The 17,116-nt window shown below is 68.2% G+C and carries 13 protein-coding genes and 1 pseudogene; 7 read left to right on the forward strand and 7 right to left on the reverse strand.

Annotation, left to right across the window (positions count from 1 at the left end):
* Positions 1-155: 155 nt before the first annotated feature.
* Positions 156-2,072 carry an alpha-amylase family glycosyl hydrolase gene (locus tag Amac_RS57235; RefSeq protein ID WP_281356264.1) on the forward strand — a complete coding sequence of 639 codons (1,917 nt, stop codon included), beginning with the start codon at positions 156-158 and terminating at the stop codon, positions 2,070-2,072.
* An 83-nt stretch (positions 2,073-2,155) separates the two neighbouring features.
* Here the strand turns inward: Amac_RS57235 and Amac_RS10470 are convergent, their stop codons facing one another.
* From Amac_RS10470 to Amac_RS10480, 3 genes are all read right to left on the reverse strand, one after another.
* Positions 2,156-3,175 carry a GntR family transcriptional regulator gene (locus tag Amac_RS10470; RefSeq protein WP_155354136.1) on the reverse strand — a complete coding sequence of 340 codons (1,020 nt, stop codon included), beginning with the start codon at positions 3,173-3,175 and terminating at the stop codon, positions 2,156-2,158.
* Positions 3,172-3,402 carry a hypothetical protein gene (locus tag Amac_RS10475; RefSeq protein ID WP_155354137.1) on the reverse strand — a complete coding sequence of 77 codons (231 nt, stop codon included), beginning with the start codon at positions 3,400-3,402 and terminating at the stop codon, positions 3,172-3,174. Before Amac_RS10475 ends, Amac_RS10470 begins: the two co-directional genes overlap by 4 nt.
* A gap of 188 nt (positions 3,403-3,590) precedes the next feature.
* Positions 3,591-4,031, reverse strand: coding sequence for an ATP-binding protein (locus Amac_RS10480; protein WP_155354138.1), 441 nt, complete (start codon positions 4,029-4,031; stop codon positions 3,591-3,593).
* A 332-nt stretch (positions 4,032-4,363) separates the two neighbouring features.
* Here Amac_RS10480 and Amac_RS56030 point away from each other — a divergent pair.
* From Amac_RS56030 to Amac_RS10495, 3 genes and pseudogenes are all read left to right on the forward strand, one after another.
* Positions 4,364-5,097: pseudogene (locus Amac_RS56030) on the forward strand (helix-turn-helix domain-containing protein).
* The gene (locus Amac_RS10490; RefSeq protein ID WP_155354140.1) at positions 5,085-5,291 is read left to right on the forward strand and encodes a DUF397 domain-containing protein; all 207 of its coding nucleotides are present in this window, start codon (positions 5,085-5,087) and stop codon (positions 5,289-5,291) included. Before Amac_RS56030 ends, Amac_RS10490 begins: the two are co-directional and overlap by 13 nt.
* A gap of 146 nt (positions 5,292-5,437) precedes the next feature.
* Positions 5,438-5,920 carry a transposase gene (locus Amac_RS10495; RefSeq protein ID WP_373869814.1) on the forward strand — a complete coding sequence of 161 codons (483 nt, stop codon included), beginning with the start codon at positions 5,438-5,440 and terminating at the stop codon, positions 5,918-5,920.
* Positions 5,921-5,941: 21 nt separating this feature from the next.
* Here the strand turns inward: Amac_RS10495 and Amac_RS10500 are convergent, their stop codons facing one another.
* Positions 5,942-6,574, reverse strand: coding sequence for a TetR/AcrR family transcriptional regulator (locus tag Amac_RS10500; RefSeq protein ID WP_155354142.1), 633 nt, complete (start codon positions 6,572-6,574; stop codon positions 5,942-5,944).
* A 93-nt stretch (positions 6,575-6,667) separates the two neighbouring features.
* Here Amac_RS10500 and Amac_RS10505 point away from each other — a divergent pair, with 93 nt between their 5' ends.
* Positions 6,668-8,017 (forward strand): chymotrypsin family serine protease, encoded by a 1,350-nt coding sequence (locus Amac_RS10505; protein ID WP_155354143.1) that lies wholly within the window; start codon positions 6,668-6,670, stop codon positions 8,015-8,017.
* 272 nt (positions 8,018-8,289) lie between these two features.
* Here the strand turns inward: Amac_RS10505 and Amac_RS10510 are convergent, their stop codons facing one another.
* Complete coding sequence (locus Amac_RS10510) at positions 8,290-8,595, reverse strand: hypothetical protein (protein WP_155354144.1); 306 nt, start codon at positions 8,593-8,595, stop codon at positions 8,290-8,292.
* Positions 8,596-8,705: 110 nt separating this feature from the next.
* Entirely contained in the window at positions 8,706-9,329 is a 624-nt protein-coding gene (locus Amac_RS10515; protein WP_246268226.1) for a TetR/AcrR family transcriptional regulator, read from the reverse strand.
* Between the two features lie 114 nt (positions 9,330-9,443).
* Between Amac_RS10515 and Amac_RS10520 the strand changes: the two genes are divergently transcribed.
* A complete protein-coding gene (locus tag Amac_RS10520; protein ID WP_155354145.1) occupies positions 9,444-10,289 on the forward strand; it encodes an NAD(P)H-binding protein in 846 nt (281 codons plus the stop codon).
* A gap of 168 nt (positions 10,290-10,457) precedes the next feature.
* Entirely contained in the window at positions 10,458-11,765 is a 1,308-nt protein-coding gene (locus Amac_RS10525) for a sensor histidine kinase (RefSeq protein WP_246268228.1), read from the forward strand.
* Positions 11,766-11,768: 3 nt separating this feature from the next.
* On the opposite strand, the gene Amac_RS10530 is transcribed toward Amac_RS10525, so the two are convergent.
* Entirely contained in the window at positions 11,769-17,030 is a 5,262-nt protein-coding gene (locus Amac_RS10530) for a non-ribosomal peptide synthetase/MFS transporter (RefSeq protein WP_246268230.1), read from the reverse strand.
* Positions 17,031-17,116: the final 86 nt, after the last annotated feature.

Consider the following 17,116-nt stretch of genomic DNA (forward strand, 5'->3'; position numbering starts at 1 on the left):
CCAACCCCTGCGCCTCCCCCTCCCCCTCTCCGTCTCCGTCTCCTTCGCCTTCCCCGTCACCCTCACCCTCCCCGTCGCCTTCGCCTTCGCCTTCGCCGCAGCCGTCGGGTACGCCTCTCGGCGGCGACCCCCGCGAAGACTCCATCTATTTCGTCATGACCGCCAGGTTCAACGACGGCGACCCGGCCAACAACAGGGGCGGCAGCCAGCACACCCGCTCCGGCAACGCCGCCAACAACGACCCCATGTTCCGCGGCGACTTCAAAGGCCTGATCGACAAGCTCGACTACATCAAAGCCCTCGGCTTCTCCGCGATCTGGATCACCCCGGTCGTGCTCAACCGCTCCGACTACGACTTCCACGGCTACCACGGCTACGACTTCCACCGGATCGACACCCGCCTCGAATCCCCCGGGGCGACCTACCAGGACCTCATCAACCAGGCCCACGCCAAAGGCATCAAGATCTACCAGGACGTCGTCTACAACCACAGCTCACGCTGGGGCGCGAAGGGCCTGTTCACCCCCACCGTGTACGGCGTGCGCGACAGCCAGTGGAGCTGGCTCTACCAGCCCCAGGTCCCCGGCCGCGAATACGACCCCATGGTCGAGCACCAGGGCGACGACCCCACCCTGACCCCCGCCCAGAACGCCCTGGCCAAAGGCAGGCCGTACAACGGAGACCAGTGGTCGACCACCGTTCCGCCGGGCAACACCTGCCAGAACTGGGGCCTGCCCACGCAGTACACCAGCCCCGAAGGTTTCCGCATCTACAACTGCCAGTGGCCCAGCCCCACCTCCGGCATGTTCCCCGCCCAGTACTACCACCAGTGCTGGATCGGCAACTGGGAAGGCGAGGACGCCCGCAGCTGCTGGCTCCACGACGACCTGGCCGACTTCAACACCGAAAGCCCCGCCGTCCAGAACTACCTGATCGACGTCTACAACAAGTTCATCGACATGGGCGTGGACGGCTTCCGCGTCGACACCGCCGTCCACATCCCCCGCAACACCTGGAACCGCCGCTTCCTCCCCGCCCTGCGCCAGCACGCCACCGAGAAGTTCGGCCCCGAGAAAGCCGCCGACTTCTACGTCTTCGGCGAAGTGGCCGCCTTCGTCCACGACAAATGGAACCGAGGCTCCGTCAACCACTCCGCCCAGTTCTTCACCTGGAAGGAACGCCAGGCCTACGACCCCGACGACGTGAAAGCCGCCATCGAGCAATACAACTACGAGAACCTGCTGGGCCCCGCAGGCCAGCCCACCAGCGACAACGCCTTCCTCAACGGCAACGCTTACCACGCCCCCGACCACTCCAAGTTCTCCGGCATGAACGTCATCGACATGCGCATGCACATGAACTTCGGCGAGGCCGCCAACGCCTTCAACAACGGCCGCGACTCCGACGACAGCTACAACGACGCCACCTACAACACCGTCTACGTCGACTCCCACGACTACGGCCCCAACAAGTCCACGGTCCGCTACGCGGGCGGCACCGACGCCTGGGCCGAGAACATGTCCCTGATGTGGACCTTCCGCGGCATCCCCACCCTCTACTACGGCTCAGAAATCGAATTCCAGGCAGGCAAGCCCATCGACTGCGGCCCCACCTGCCCCCTGGCCACAACCGGCCGCGCCTACTACGGCGACAAACTCTCCGGAACCCTCACCACCACCGACTTCGGCGCAGTCTCCTCCGCCTCCGGAGCGGTAGCCACCACCCTCTCCCAGCCCCTCGTCAAACACGTGCAACGCCTCAACCAGATCCGCCGCGCCGTCCCCGCCCTCCAAAAAGGCCAGTACTCCACCCAGGGCATCACCGGCCAAATGGCCTTCAAACGCCGCTTCACCGAAGGCCCCGCCGACAGCTTCGTCCTGGTGACCATCTCCGGCCCAGCCACCTTCACCGGCATCCCCAACGGCACCTACACCGACGCCATCACCGGCGACACAAAAACCGTCACCACCGGCTCCCTGACCATCCCCCTGTCCGGAAAAGGCAACCTCCGGGCATACGTACTGAACTCCACAGTCGGCAAGGTCGGCGCAACCGGCCCCTACCTGAACTAACGCGGTAGTCCGGGCTCCCTTCACCCGCCCACATGGACGAAGGGAGCCCAGAGCGTGGGCGCGGCCGTACGGGGTGGCGGACCTCAACCGCCACCCAGCGGTACCGGCCAGCTGTCGGGAGTCGCGACCACGGGACGCCGGTAGGGAACGCAGATCACCCAGCCAAGGTGATGCAGCAGCGACACCGCCTCGCCGACGGTGTGGTCGCTGGCGCGGTGCCGCATTCTCAACTCCTCGCGCACGGGGATCACATGGAGGATTCGGAGCTTGCCTGTGAAGATCTGGCCGGCCAGGTCGGCGGCAATCTGCTGATAGAGCGGGAGAGGGTGCCCGGCGCTGGCGGGGCCGGTGAAATGGGCCCGGCCGGATTCGGCGTGAATCAAGTCGCGATCGGTGAGCTCTCGCAGCGCTCGCCGGGCCGTGGCGTCGGAGATCGCGAATTCCCGCCGCAGCGCGGCGATGCTGGCGAACCGCTGCCCCGCGGAAAACTCCCCGACGGCGATCCGATCGGCCATGATGTCGGCGACCTGGACAAAGATGCATCTGTCGCATTCCCGGTCGATGGCGGAGGGACCGGCGAGAGCAGCACGGGCGGCACCCTCGCCGACACCGGTGTCACGACCGTTCCGGCCGTCCCGCCGCCGCGACGCCAGGAGCACATCCGCGCCGGGAATCGGATTGTTGCCTGAGCCGCCGACATACCAGGTGCCCTCGTCTTCATCCTCGCGCGGCGGCATGGGGATCACCCCGGGCACGCCGACGACGTATCCCAGGCCCGGTACCAGGCGGATGAAGTGCCGATCGGCCAGCTGGCGCAGCACGCGCCGTGCGGCCCAGCCGGGAATGTCGTGGATGTCCTTCAGCTTCTGAACGCTGGCCATCCGGGTGTCCCGAGCGAGTCTGCCGTCGGCGATCTGCCCGGCCAGGTCATCGATGATCTCCTCGCAGCGGCCTCTCATGACGGCCCAGCCCGGCCCGCCCCGGAACCGGGATCGCGCCCGGGGCGGAGTATCACTGCCCGGCAGGGCTGTCAGCGCCTCCTGTCCCCTGCCCGTCGCCGCTACGACGACCAAGCGCGGACGCTGGAACATCTCGTCGGTCATCTCGCCCTCCCGGCCCCGAGGCGGTCAAGTGCGAGCTCACTCTCAGCCGACTCGTACCCGGCCAGTGCTTCGCGGCTGCGGTCGCCGAATTGGTGGTGAAAGGCGGCGGCCTGCTCGAAGGTGGCCAGTGCGCCAGGCCGGATCCGCGTGATCATGCCTGCTCCGGCCAACCGCTCCAGCTGCTGCCGGACTCGGCCGATCCGCTCCCCGGCCAACGAAGCGGCCACCTTCCCCGAGAATGACGCCCCAGGCTGCAGGCCGAGCAGCCGCGCACCACCCCTCGCCGACGCCGATTCATCAGCTTGTTGAAGATGAGCTTCCATTTCTCTCCCTACCTGATGGGCAGCTGATCTGGGGAAACGGTGAGGACGGCGCATGCGAGCTTCGTGGGATACACGGCTCCCATTGGTGCATGTCAGGTCACTTCCGGTGGCGCGGCGAAGGACCCGGGGTGTGCTAGGTCGGCCCACACGACGCGGTGACCACACTCCATGCGCTCCGTGCCACAGCGGACCGACAGGCTCGCCACGAGGCCGAGACCGCGTCCCGATGACTCCATGGAGTCCATCTGCACAGGAACGAAGCGGGGCTCCGGCGTCGCCGTGCCCGGGTCGATCACTTCGACCCGAACGAAATCGTCCCTGATGCCGAGCCGCACCTTGACCCAGTCGCGTTGCACACCCAGGGGCACATGCTGGAGTACGTTCGTCACCAGCTCGGAGACAACCAGCAGGGCATCGGACCGGACCGCCGGGCAACCATCCGCCAGCCATAGCTTGATCGCTTGTCTTGCCTGCCGTGGTGTCTTGGCGCTGCGCCGTAGCGTCGTGCCTTTCCACACGGCGACGTCTGGCATCTGCGTGGATTTGGCTCCAGCTGACACGAAATCACCGACTTATCCGAGTTACTGCTCACGATCATCAAGACAGACACGCTGTCGCTTTCGACTGTGTCGATCTCAGCATGAACACTCACACGAGCCATTGGTACGTCAATCTCGTGAAACCTGTACGACAAAGAAATACAGGCCTTATGTATTGATTGTCGTTTCGTCGTCGCTGTACGGTCACGAACAGCAATGCCCCTGCCCATGACCGTGGAGGCGCTTTGGAGGCTCAACCAGGCGGGGAGATATCACCTCGGGCCCGCTTCGCGGCCGACCTTGCCGAGCACCGCAAAGCCGCTCGGATGACGCAGGCCGCGCTGGCGGCGCGCATACGCTGCCATGAATCGCTCATCAGCCACATCGAGACCGGCCGTCGAGCCCCTTCGCTCGAATTCGCCGAAGAGGCGGACAGGGCATTCGGCTTGAACGGGCATTTTGTTGCCCTCTTCACTCGAATATCCCAATCGCCCGCACTCGGCTGGTTCGCGCGCTGGGTTGAGGAGATCGAGCCACGAGCCGTCATCTTGCAATCCTGGGATCCGCTGCTGATCCCTGGAGTGCTGCAAAACGCCGAGTACGCCCGCGCGATCTTCGCCACCACTGCCCCAGCCGACGCGTCGAAGAACGAGTGCAAGCGCGCATCCGGCGCATTGGGATCTTCAGCGGTCCCAACCCACCCGCCTTTCTCGCGCTCATCGATGAGGGGGTGTTGCATCGTCCCATCGGCGGGCCCGACGTCCTGGCTGCCCAGCTCCGCTACCTGCTGGAACTCTCCCAGCATCCACGGATCACTGTCCAACTCGTACCTATCGCCGCGGGCGCTGTAGCTGGCATGATGAGCGCGTTCGCGTTGGCGCGACTGCTCGACGGCTCTGAGGTTGTCTCAGCGGACTCGGTCCTGTCTGGCCACGTCACCGGCGACCATGAAGCGGTCGCGAGCCTCAAACAGAGGTATGACACCATCAGGGCGGACGCGCAGCCGAAGAACGTAACGCAACAGGCGATAGAGGATGCGGTTAGGAAATGGACCAGTTGAACCTCGACGACGCGGAGTGGCGCAAGTCCAGCGCCAGCGGCGACAACGGGCAGTGCGTGGAAGTCGCCACCAACCTGCCCGGCATCGTCGCGGTCCGCGACAGCAAGAACCCCCAGGGCCTCGCACTGATCTTCACTCCCGGAGAGTGGAAGGCGTTCCTCAAAGGCGCCAACCAGGGCGAATTCGACCTCTGATGGTCCGTGCGGCGTAAGACAAGCGGCGCTCGCTAGCCGCGACGTCACCCGGCTTTCGCGACAGCCAGTAGCCAGCCCGCCAGGGTCCCATCGTGCGAGGGCCCTTGCGCTTTCTGAGCGACCGATCGAACCCGCTCCCCGTTCGGGTGGAGCAAATCCAGCCTCGCCATGCTTCGTCCCGCAGTCCACAGGACTGCCGCACGCGCCAAAGTGAACGGCCGCAAGAGAGCGTCCTGGTCGACGGCGGCGGGCTGCTGCTGGCGGTCATGGTCACGCCCGCCGACCGGCCCGACCGCGACATCGCCCGCGACCTTTTGTGGCGGGCACGCCTGACTCACCCCGAGCTGACCTTGGCCTGGGCCGACAGCGCCTACGCCGGCACGCTGGTGAACTGGGCCCGCGACTCCTCGGCCTCACCATCAAGATCGTGTCCCGGCCGCCGGGCAGACCGGCTTCGTCGTGCTACCCAAACGGTGGGTGGTCGAATGGACACTGAGCTGATCATGCGCGCCCGCCGCAACTGCCGCGACCACGAACGCCTGGTCCAGCACAGCGAGGCGCATATCTCCTGGTCAGCGATCACCCTGATGACCCGCCGCCGGACCCGGCCACGGCCGAGCCCGCGCTGAGCGCCCACCGCCGACCGTCCGCTACCGCGGCTGGCCGACCTGGTGAACCAGCGCACGCTCGGCCATGGCGATCAGCCGGTCGGCGACCGCGTCGGCTGCCAGGCCGCGGCCGGTGAACAGCAGGTCGAAGGTGTCGAAGCTGCTGATCACGTACAGGATGTCGGTGGCCTCCTGGACGGTGATGCCGGCCCGGAGCAGGTTCTGGTCTGCCAGGCGCTGGGCCAGATGGCGCATGCCTTCGGCACGTCCGACCTCATCGTGCCGGACGGTGTCGGCCAGGGCGTCGGCATGGAGCGCAGCCATCGAATAGATCGCGCGCACCACACCACGTTCGGCCGCGTACACGTGGGCGCCGGCGCGCAGGCTGCCGCGCAGGTGCTCGCCCGCGTCGTGGTGGGCCACCGCGGTGACGATGCGGTCGAACCCGGCCCGGTCCAAAAGATCGCGGAACACCGCGTCGAACAACCCGGCCCGCGACTCGAAGATCACATAGATGGTGGACCGGGCGACCCGAGCCTTGTTCGCCACCTTGTCCAGGCTGAGCGGCTCGGACGGCGCCTCACGCAACCGGTCGTAGGCGGCCTGCAGGATCCGGCGGCGGTTCTCCGCGGCCGTATCGGCCCGCAGACGCTGCTCGTACTTACGCGTATTCATACCTGGACACCCTACATTCCATTGACGTTATGTCCAATGAAGTACACACTGCCTTACGAAAGACAGACTGTCTCACGAAAAAGGAGAAAGATCATGTCCGTGTTACGTCGGACTCTCACCTCCGTCGGCGCGCTGGCACTCACCGCGACGATGCTGGGCGGGCAGTCGGCCGCGATGGCCGACCCTGCCGACGGCAAGCCGGTCGAAAATCGGCCCGTCGCCATCAGCGACCCGGTTCCCGACGGCTACGGCTCCTGGCGGGAAGTGTTCACCGTCCAGTCCAAACTGCACGACGCCGCGATCGCGATCGTCGATGCGGCCGCGGGCGGGGACCAGCTCGGCTCGGTCAGCGCCAACCCGCTCGACCGCGCCGTAAAGGTCTACTGGAAGGGGCCCTTGCCCGAGCGGGTCGGGCAGCTCATCGACCAACTCCGGCGCACGGTCCCGGTGGAGGTTCTCCCAGCCCGGTACTCGGAGCGGGAGTTGTTGTTAGAACAGGACCGAATCGGCCGGGAAACGCCCCCGGGTCAGCTGGCCGAGATCGGCCTTTTGCCCGACGCAAGCGGACTCGACGTGACCCTGCGACGCACCGCAGGGGTCGCTCCGGCCAGCCCCATCCACCTGGAAGTGCACCGGGGTGAGGCGCCGATGCCGATGTATGACCGCTACCACGACACCTCGCCGTTCTGGGGCGGCGCGGCCTTCTTCGTGGGCGCCCTGGGCGGAGGATGCACGGCTGGCTTCTCCGTCGTCGACCCGAAGAACCACCACATGATGGTGACCGCAGGTCACTGCGGCGCCATCGGCATGGACGCCGTGACCGGCGACCCGACCCACGCGGGGAACGACTACATCGGCGAGTTCGTACGCATCAACGCACAGCGCGACGCGGCTGTGATGGACCCATCCATTGTGCCCGTCCCGAGTGGATCGGCGAGCACCGGTGGGCGTGTCTACGTGGGAGCGTTCGCCTCCAGCCAGGCGCCCTATACCGATGCGAGCAGCCTGCCCGTGTCGAACGCCACCGCCAGTCTCCGTGGCGAGATCGTGTTCACCAGCGGGTCCCGCTCCGGATTCCGGGGCAATATCCAGGTCACTGACCCCAGCACCCACATCTGGGTCGCCTCGGGCGAGGATGTGGACGGTGACGGCTCCGGAGACGGGCTGGCGTTCTATAAGCCCATGGTCAAAGCGGTCCAGCTGAATGGGCAGAACGCCACCGGCCAGGGCGACAGCGGCGGGCCGGTGGGTGAACTCACCCCTGACCAGTCGCACGTCATCGCCAAGGGCACCATCTCGGCCGGCGACCCTAACCACCCCGCCAGTTGCACGGGAGTGCCCGCGAGCACTACGCCGCTTCGGCGCTGCTCCAGCGTGGTCTGGTACGCCCCGATCATGGGCACGCTAGGGACCTTCAACCTCAAAATCCTCACCTCCTACTAACCCGCCTGAATCGTGTGAGCTCCCTTGCAGTTGCGGAAGGGTCTACGTGTCCCTCTGCCGCTGACCGAGGCTGACGGGCGGGCCGCATCTCACAAGCGGCCCGCCCGTCAGCCACCGGCACTAGCGCACTATCCGAAAGCAACGCAACCACGGGCCGACCATGGCGCTCGACAACCTGGTGGCCAACTCGCAGGCGCTTGGGAGGCAAGGCGGGACCGGCCCCGCAGACCAGGCCGACCGGCTCGAGCTGATCCGTACGGGTCCCGTCGCTTCTACGCAGGTTCCGCCGCGCGGGGGACGGCCAGTAGCGGGGTCATCCCCTCGTGTGTACCGCGGAGAAGCAGCGCGCACTCGAACTGCGGGCAGGGCGTGGTGATGCACTGCTTGGGCGACGGCACGCACACGTGCCCGAGCGGGCACACGACCGGGCATTTGTCCGGCGGGCAGGGGTACTGCGTATGCGAGCGGACCGCGTCGGCGGCCGCCCACGATGGTATGGCCGACAATCCGGCCCCGAGCATGGCGATCACGATGAGCTTGCGGATCATGTCTCCCCCGAAGACATCCGATGGAACCACTTACACGATCATGATCGCATTTGGGCGTCAGGGAGTCGTGGAAGTATTCTCCGGGCGCGGCGTGGAGCTCACGAGTCGGAAGGGCGCCCGCCGGATGGAGAGGGAGAGATCTACCTGAGGTCGTCGGGGTCTTCTGACGGCCGGGCGAGTGAGTCGATCCAGCGTTCCAAGCGGGCGCCTTCGCGGGTCATGAGCTCGGGGTCGCGGAAGGTGTTGGTGAGCAGTGAGATTCCCTGGTAGGCGGCGATCAGGGCGACCGCGAGGTCGCGGGAGTCGCTCCGGCCCATCGAGCGGAACTGTTGCTCGCTCCAGTCGATCAGGCCCCGCATGACCTTGGCCGCGGTGCGGTCGAGACCGTCGGCGCGTTTGTCGAGTTCGGAGCAGAGGGTGCCGGTGGGGCAGCCGAACTGTGCGGCTAGGTCGCGTTGCCGTACCCAGCCGCCGATGAGCGTCTTCAGCCGGTCCTGCGGAGCGGGGAGCTCGTCGAGTGAAGCGATCATCGATTGGAGGCGCTGCGCGTGCGCGCCGATGGCCGCCTCGACGAGGTCGTCCTTGGTCTTGAAGTAGTAGTAGACGTTGCCGACGGGGACGTCGGCCGCCCGTGCGATGTCGGCGAGCGTTGTCTTCTCGACGCCCTGCTCATGCAGCATTTTCACGGCGGCGGCGGTCAGGCGCTCCCGTTTGCCCCGCATCGCGGCAACCGGAGCCCGATCGCCCTTCTTCAAGTTGGTCACCTAACTAACTATAGACAACCGCGGTTCGGCTGCTATGTTTCTACTTAGTTAGTCAACTAACTCAGCCCAGAGAAGGTTGCTGGCATGAGTGATCACAATCCATGGGAGAAGTTCATGATCGTAGTTACGGGAGCCACCGGCAACGTTGGCCGACCGCTCGTGCAGGCACTCGCGGCAGCCGGTGAGCAGGTGACGGCGGTGTCCCGAGGAGTCTCGGGCGGGGCAGTGCCGGAAGGCGTACGGCACTGGCAGGCGGACCTGGCCGCCCCAGAGAGCCTTCGGCCCGTTTTCGACGGCGCCGACGCGGTCTTCCTCCACGACGGCGGTGCCGGTGCGCACCTGCTGAGCCCGCAGGGCATCCTCGACGTCGCGAAAGCCGGCGGCGTCCGACGGGTCGTCCTGCTGTCCTCCCAGGGAGTCGCGACCCGGCCGCGGTCGTCCTCCCATGGGGCCGGGGGACGGTCCATCGAGGACGCCATCCGGCAGTCGGGCATGGACTGGACGATCCTGCGGCCTGGTGGCTTCGCCTCCAACACGTTCGCGTGGGCCGAGACGATCCGCACGCAACGCACGGCCGCCGCGCCGTTCGGCGACACCGGGCTGCCGTTGATCGACCCGGCCGACATCGGCGAGGTCGCCGCCGCGGCCCTGCGCGAGGATGGTCACGCCGGGCAGGTCTACGAACTGACCGGGCCCGCCCTCAGCACGCCCCGGCAACGAGCCGAGGCGATCGGCGCGGCCCTCGGCGAGCCGATCCGGTTCGTCGAGCAGACCCGCGACGAGGCCCGCGCGCAGATGCTGCGGTTCATGCCCGAGCCCGTGGTCGAGACCACCCTCGCCATCATCGGCGAGCCCACCCCCGCCGAGCAGCGGATCAGCCCCGACGTCGAGCGGGTCCTCGGCCGCACGCCTTGCACGTTCGCAGAATGGGCGGTCCGCAACATTGCCGCCTTCAGATGACCAACCCGAGGCGACGTTCCGCCGCTTCCGCGCTCTGTTCGGGGCGGGACTTGGGCGTGGCTTGAGATTGTCGCGGACAGCTGTTGAGGGCCTCGTCAGTAACCTCGGGGGATGTCCCTCCCCTGGTCGCGGATCCGGTCTATACGCGGGCGTCTGACACTTGGCGCGATGGCGGTTGCGGCTATCACGCTCATCCCCGTGGGAGTGTCGGCCGACGTGATCACCCGGCAGGTGGTCGCCACGAACATCTGGGAGGACGCGAAGGACGTGGCCTCGCAGGTGGCGACGCGGATCCGCAACGGGGAAGTGGTCATCAACCCGATCCCGCCGCTCAACGGGATAGACATGATCCAGGTGGTCGCGCCCGGGGGGCGGATCCTGGCGACCAGTAACGCGGCCCGGGATCTGCCGGCGTTGAGCCCGGTCTGGCCGGGACCCTATGACCGGGTCAGGGAGCTGGTGTCCTGTCCGCTGCCGGACAGCCGGTGCGTGCACGTGACCGCGGTCCGCGCCACCCCGGCCCCGGACTCCCCGGTCGTGTACGCGGGAAAGCAGACCCCGGCCATCGTCCGCAGCCGCATGCTGGCCACGGTGATCGCGATCCAGCTGATCCTGCTCATCGCGTTCATCGGCTGGGTGGCCTGGCGGATCGCGGGCCGGGCGCTGCGGCCGGTGGAGGACATCCGCGCCGAGCTGGCCGAGCTCACCGAGAACGATCTGAGCCGCCGGGTGCCGGAGCCGGAGAGCGAGGACGAGATCGCCAGGCTGGCCAGGACCGCGAACCGGGCGCTGGACCGGATGGAGCAGGCCGTGATGAAGCAGCGGCAGTTCGCCGCCGACGCCTCGCACGAGCTGCGCACGCCGATCGCGGGAATCCGGGCGCAGCTGGAGAGCGGGCAGCTGCACCCGGACGACATGGCGGACGCGATCGAGGCGGCGCTGCGGGACACCGACCGGCTCGAGTCGATCGTCACCGACCTGCTCTTCCTGGCCAGGATGGGCGCGGCCCAGACGACGACGCGGGAGGAGGTGGATCTGGCGAACCTGGCCGCCTCCCACGTCGCGGCCCGGCCCGCGCGGGTGGTGGCCAAGCTGAACCTGGAGCCGGGCGTCCGGGTCGAGTGCGTGGTGTCGCAGCTGGCGCGTGCGATCAACGAGCTGCTGAGCAACGCCGACCGGCACGCGGCCACGGAGGTGAGCGTGGACGTGCGGCGCAACGGCGATCAGGCGGAGCTGGCCGTCTGGAACGACGGCGAGCCGATCCCGGCCGCCGACCAGGCGCGGATCTTCGAACGGTTCACCCGGCTGGACACGGCCCGCAGCCGGGGCAAGGGCGGCACCGGGCTCGGCCTGGCCATCTCTCGCGAGGTCGTGGAGGCGCACGGCGGAACGCTCGACGTCGAGTCGGAACCCACCGGCGTGCGCTTCGTCATCCGGCTTCCGCTCCCCGGCACCCGGCGACCCGGAGCCCGATAAGGATCACCCGGCTTGGCGTTCGGCGGCTTCCGCGCGGCGGCGTTCGACGGTCTGGAGGCCGAGGAGGTCGTCGGGTGGCGCGTCCGGGACTTCCGCGTCGAAGCGGGCCAGCCGCCGCACGCGCAGCGCGATGACCGCGATCAGCGCGATGGCCAGGGCGAACACCACGTACATGAGGCCGATGCCGCGGCCCTCGCCGACGCCGATCACCGCGCCGACGGTTCCGGCGAGCGGGCCCCCTTCGGCCAGCAGCGGTTCGAACAGGGCGCTTCCGTAGGGGGCGACGAGGCCGAACGCGAACGGCAGGGTGGACCAGGCGATGAGCGTGTTGAGCGCGATGACCCGGCCGTGGAACCGCTGCGGGACCTTGACCTGGATGATCGTGGCGTAGATCCCGTTGACCAGGGTGAGCGCGAGCGACATGCCGAACGCCCCGGCCGCGATCACGAGCAGGTCCTGCCGTACGCCGGTGACCAGGCAGAACACGGCCAGCACCAGGGTGGCCAGGAGCACGCCGCGCAGGCGGTGGCGGCGCGGGCCGCCCCAGACGGTCATGGCCAGGCCGCCGAGCAGGACGCCCGCTCCCCCCGCGAACGACACCCTGCCCACGTCGGTGAGCGTGGCGAAGGCCAGCACGAGCGGGCTGAGCAGCAGGAACAGCGGGGACAGGAACACGTTGAGACCGGCGAAGAACAGCAGCATGGCGCGGAAGTTGCGGTTGCCCCAGGTGTAGCGGAAGCCTTCGGCCATCTCGGTGAGCAGAGATTCGCGGCGGCGGAAGCCCATCGTCTTCGGGAACCGGATCAGCAGCACCGAGGTGAACGCGAACGCGTAGCTGACCACGTCCAGGACCAGGATGCCCTCCAGGCCGATCGCGGCCATCAGGCCGACGGCGATCAGCGGGACGATCAGCTGGGCGGTGCCGGTGACCATCTGCACGATGCCGTTGGCGTGGCCGAGGTATCGCTTGGGCACGAGCTGCGGGATCGCCGCGCCGTACGCGAGGCGCTGGAAGGTGAGGGCCACCGAGAGCAGCGCGAGCAGCGGGTAGACATGCCAGGTCTGCAGGTTGCCGGTCCAGAGCAGCAGGCCGAGGGCGAGCTGGGTGCCGCCCGCGCCGGCGTCTCCGGCGAGCATGACGCGGCGGCGGTCGTACCGGTCGGCGATCACTCCGGCGAGGGGGGCGACCAGCATGCCGGGGACGAGGGCGATGACGGAGAACAGGGCGAAGCTGACCAGGGAGCCGGTGGTGACGTAGATCCAGAGCGGGATGGCGAACTCGGTGAGCGCCGACCCGACGATGGAGACGAGCTGCCCGGCGGCGACCGCGCCGAAGCGTTTCAGGCTGGGGCGGGTGGCGGGCGCGGGCACGTCGCTCGGCGTGGATGTGCCGTGCAGCCACCAGGAGCGGTCTGGCGAGGGAGCTATCCGTTCGGTACGGCCTGCGGCGATCGCGTCCTGCGTGCCCGTGACGATCTCAGCCAGTTCCGCCGCGCGGTGCTTGAGGAAGAAGTGGCCCGCCTCGTCCAGGACGACCAGGGCGGCGGCGTCCGTGAGATGGTGCCATTCGCGGTAACGCTCCTGGTAGAACTCGGTGGCCGGGTCGCGTTCGCCGACGACCGAGATGATGGGAGCGGTGAGGCGATCCGCCGTGTCATGGGCGTACAGGCGGGTGAAGTATGCCTCCGCGTCGCGGGTGCCCTCGCGGCGGTTGCGGATGATGGCCTTGAGCTGGTCGTCGTCGAGTTCCTCGATGTCGAGTCCGGCGGCGATCAGGGCGTTGGCCCAGACGCGGTCGCTGCGCAGGCGTTCGCCCAGGTCGCGGAGGGGGGTGGCCATCGAGGAGGGGCGGGCGAAGGGGAAGATGCCGCCGACGTGGACGGCGTCGACGGTTCTGCCCTCGGCTTCGAGGCGGCGGGCGATCTCGACGACGAGCATGACGCCGAGGCCGCAGTGGCCGTACAGGGAGAGCGGGCCCTGGACGGTGGCGCGGATCTCCTGGACGCAGGCGTCGGCGACCTCGGCGATCGGCCGTGTCTCCTCGTCCAGACCCCATTCCTGGCCCGGTACGGCCACCGAGTGGAGTGCCCACTCGGGGGGCATCGCGTCGGCCAGTGGCTGGTAGATGGCCGCGCTGCCGCCGCCGTACGGGACGCAGACGAGGGTGCGGGTGGCCGGGCGGGCGGGGGTGAGCCGGTGCAGGAAGCGGCGCGGTCCTTCGTCACCGCGGGAGGCGAGCGCGCGTACGGTCCGGTGGCGGAAGATGTCCATGATGGTGACCGGGCGGTCGGTGACCTTCCGCAGCCGGGCCACGACCTGGGCGGCGAGCAGGGAGTGCCCGCCGAGCGCGAAGAAGTCGTCTTCGGCGCCGACCCGGTCGAGTTCGAGGACCTTCGCCCAGACGTCGGCGATGGCCTGTTCGAGGGGGGTGGCCGGGGAGACGTAGACCTCGTCGGCGGATCGTTCGTCGGAGGGCTCGGGCAGGCGGTCCCGGTCGACCTTGCCGTGGGATTTCAGGGGGAGCTCGTCGAGCCAGACGTAGCGGGCGGGGATCATGTAGTCGGGGAGGCGCTCGGCCAGGTAGCCACGTAACGACGGACGTTCCTCAGCGGAGTTTCCGACGAGGTAGGCGACGAGGCGGTCGCGGCGGAAGTCGACGACCGCTTGGGCGACGGCGTCGTGGCGGGTGAGGACGGCTTCGATCTCGGGGAGTTCGACGCGGTAGCCGCGTACCTTGACCTGGAGGTCGCGGCGGCCGAGGAATTGCAGTTCGCCGGAGGGCAGCCAGCGGCCCAGATCGCCGGTGCGGTACATGCGGGAGCCGGGTTCGCCGTACGGGTCGGGGACGAACTTCTCGGCGGTGAGAGCCGGGCGGCCGAGGTAGCCGCGGGCCAGGCGGTCGCCGCCGAGGTGGATCTCGCCGACCACGCCGATGGGGGTGGGTTCGCCGCGTTCGTCCAGGATGTACGCGCGAGCGCCCGGGAGTGGCCGTCCGATCGGGAGCGAGCCGGTGGCGGTGCCGACGTCGTGGGTGGTGACGCCGACAGTGGCTTCGGTGGGGCCGTAGTGGTTGACGACGCGCAGGCCCGGGCGGACGAGAGAGGCCGCCCAGTCAGCCTGGGAGGCTTCGCCGCCGAGGATCAGGAGTTTGCGCGGGAGGACGTCGGTTTCCTGGAGCAGGGACGCCAGGTGGCTTGGGGTGATTTTCAGGTAGTCGGTCCTGCGCAGGGTCTCCGCCAGTTCGGTGGCGGGCAGGCGAGGGTTGAGCAGGTGGAGAGTGCCGCCGGTCATCAGCGACAAGTAGAAGATCGTGATGCCGAAGTCGAAGGAGAGGGATTGCAGGAGGGCGTAACTCCCGCCGGGCTCGACGGCCAGGCGCTCGCGCACTCCCGCGAGGTATTCGAGGACCTGCCGGTGCTGGACGGCGACCCCTTTGGGGCGGCCGGTCGTGCCGGAGGTGTAGATCACATACGCGAGGTCGCCGGATACCGGACGAATCGCATCTGAGTCGCCGCTCGGGACAGCGTCTGGGGGGATCAGGTGGTCGACAGGGAGCTGCGTGGTGGCGATCGCGATCTGGATTCCCGCGTCCTCGATCATGTACGCGAGGCGCGCGGCGGGCTGCGCCGGGTCGAGGGGCACGTAGGCCGCTCCCGCCTTGAGCACAGCGAGCACGGCGACAGCCACTTCCACGGACTGTTCCAGACATATCCCGATTCGCGTGTCCGCGCCCGCGCCAAGCTCGCGTAATCGTCCAGCGAGCGCGTCGGATCGCTCGGCCAATTCGGCATATGTCAGGGAATCGTCGCCGCACGTTACCGCGACCCGCCCCGGTGGTCCCGCCACGACCTCGTGCAGAAGGGACGCGACGGGCGCGGACGCGGCTGGGCTTGCGGCGAAGCCCAGGACCTGGGTTCGTTCCTCCGAATCCAGCAGCGCCAGCTCGGACAGCCGCCGGTCCGGATCGGCCACGATCTCCCGCAGCAGATTCGTGAAATGCCGGGACATGCGGGCGATGGTCGCCTGATCGAACAGGTCGGTGTTGTACGCGAACTGCCCGACGAATCCCTCGCCTGTCTCATACAGATACAGCGACAGATCGAACCGGCTGATCCCCGGCTCCACCGGAAACGCGCTCAACCGCAGCCCATGCTGATCCAGCCCGGTCCTGAAGTTCTGCAGCGCCAGCGTCACCTGCGCGATCGGCGACCTGCTGACATCCCGCTCGACGTTGAGCTCGCTCACGAGCCGGTCGAAGGGCAGATCCTGATGGGCGTACGCGTCCAGCGCGAGCGACCGGGTCCGCGCCAGGAACTCGCTGAACGACGGATCCCCGGACAGATCGGCTCGCATCGCCAGCGTGTTGACGAACATGCCGACGACGCGATCCAGCTCAGGCAGGCTGCGACCGGCCACCGGAGTGGCAACGGCGAAGTCGCTCTGCCCCGAATACCGGGCAAGCAGCACCTGATACGCGGCCAGAAGGATCATGTAGGGGGTCGCCCCGCCGACGGCCAGCGATCCGAGCGGCACTTCCACCGGGAAGTCGAACACGGCTCCCGCGTGGCCCATCTCGGCCGGTCTGGGCCGATCCGTGGGCAGTTCCAGAACCGGGACGCCTTCGAGCCGGTCCCGCCAGTACGCGGTCTCCCTGCCGAGGTCCCGGTCACGCTGCCAGTGGGCGTAGTCGCCGTACTGAACCGGGGGCGGCGCGGGCGTCTCGCCCCGGCACAGCGCCAGGAGCTCCGACAGGATCACGTCGAAGGAGATGCCGTCGGTCACCAAGTGGTGGGCCGCCAGGAGGAGGACGTGGTCGCGGGGCGCGAGCCGTACCAGCAGGGCGCGCAGGAGCGGGCCCGCGGCGAGGTCGAAGGTCCGGGTGAGTTCGGTTTCGATCAGGAGGCGGGCTTCGGCCGGTGAACCGGCGTCGGCCTGCCGGAATTCGGCGCGCGCATCGGGGTCGACGGTCACGACCGGGATGCCGTCCTCGGTCGCCGTGAAGCGGGTGCGCAGTGCCTCGTGGCGCTGGACGATCTCGCCGAGCGCCGCCTCGACGCCGTCGAGTTCGCCTTCGATCCTGACGGTCAGCGGAACGGTGTACGTGGTGGTGCCCGGCCGGTACTGCTCCAGGAACCAGAGCCGCTCCTGGGCCGGGGAGAGCACGAGTCCGGCCGAAGGGTCGCGCGGCGGGATGGCGCGGGTCTCCTCGCGGCGGCGCAGCCGCTGGGCGAGCAGGGCCCTCTTGTCGGCCGACAGTGTGCTCACGACATCCTCCGACGACAGAGATCTATAAAGATACTTACCGGAAAGAGTCTTTACAGTTTGCAAGTGATCGACAGTGTGACACGGTC

It is taken from the genome of Acrocarpospora macrocephala (assembly GCF_009687865.1).
GTDB lineage: Bacteria > Actinomycetota > Actinomycetes > Streptosporangiales > Streptosporangiaceae > Acrocarpospora > Acrocarpospora macrocephala.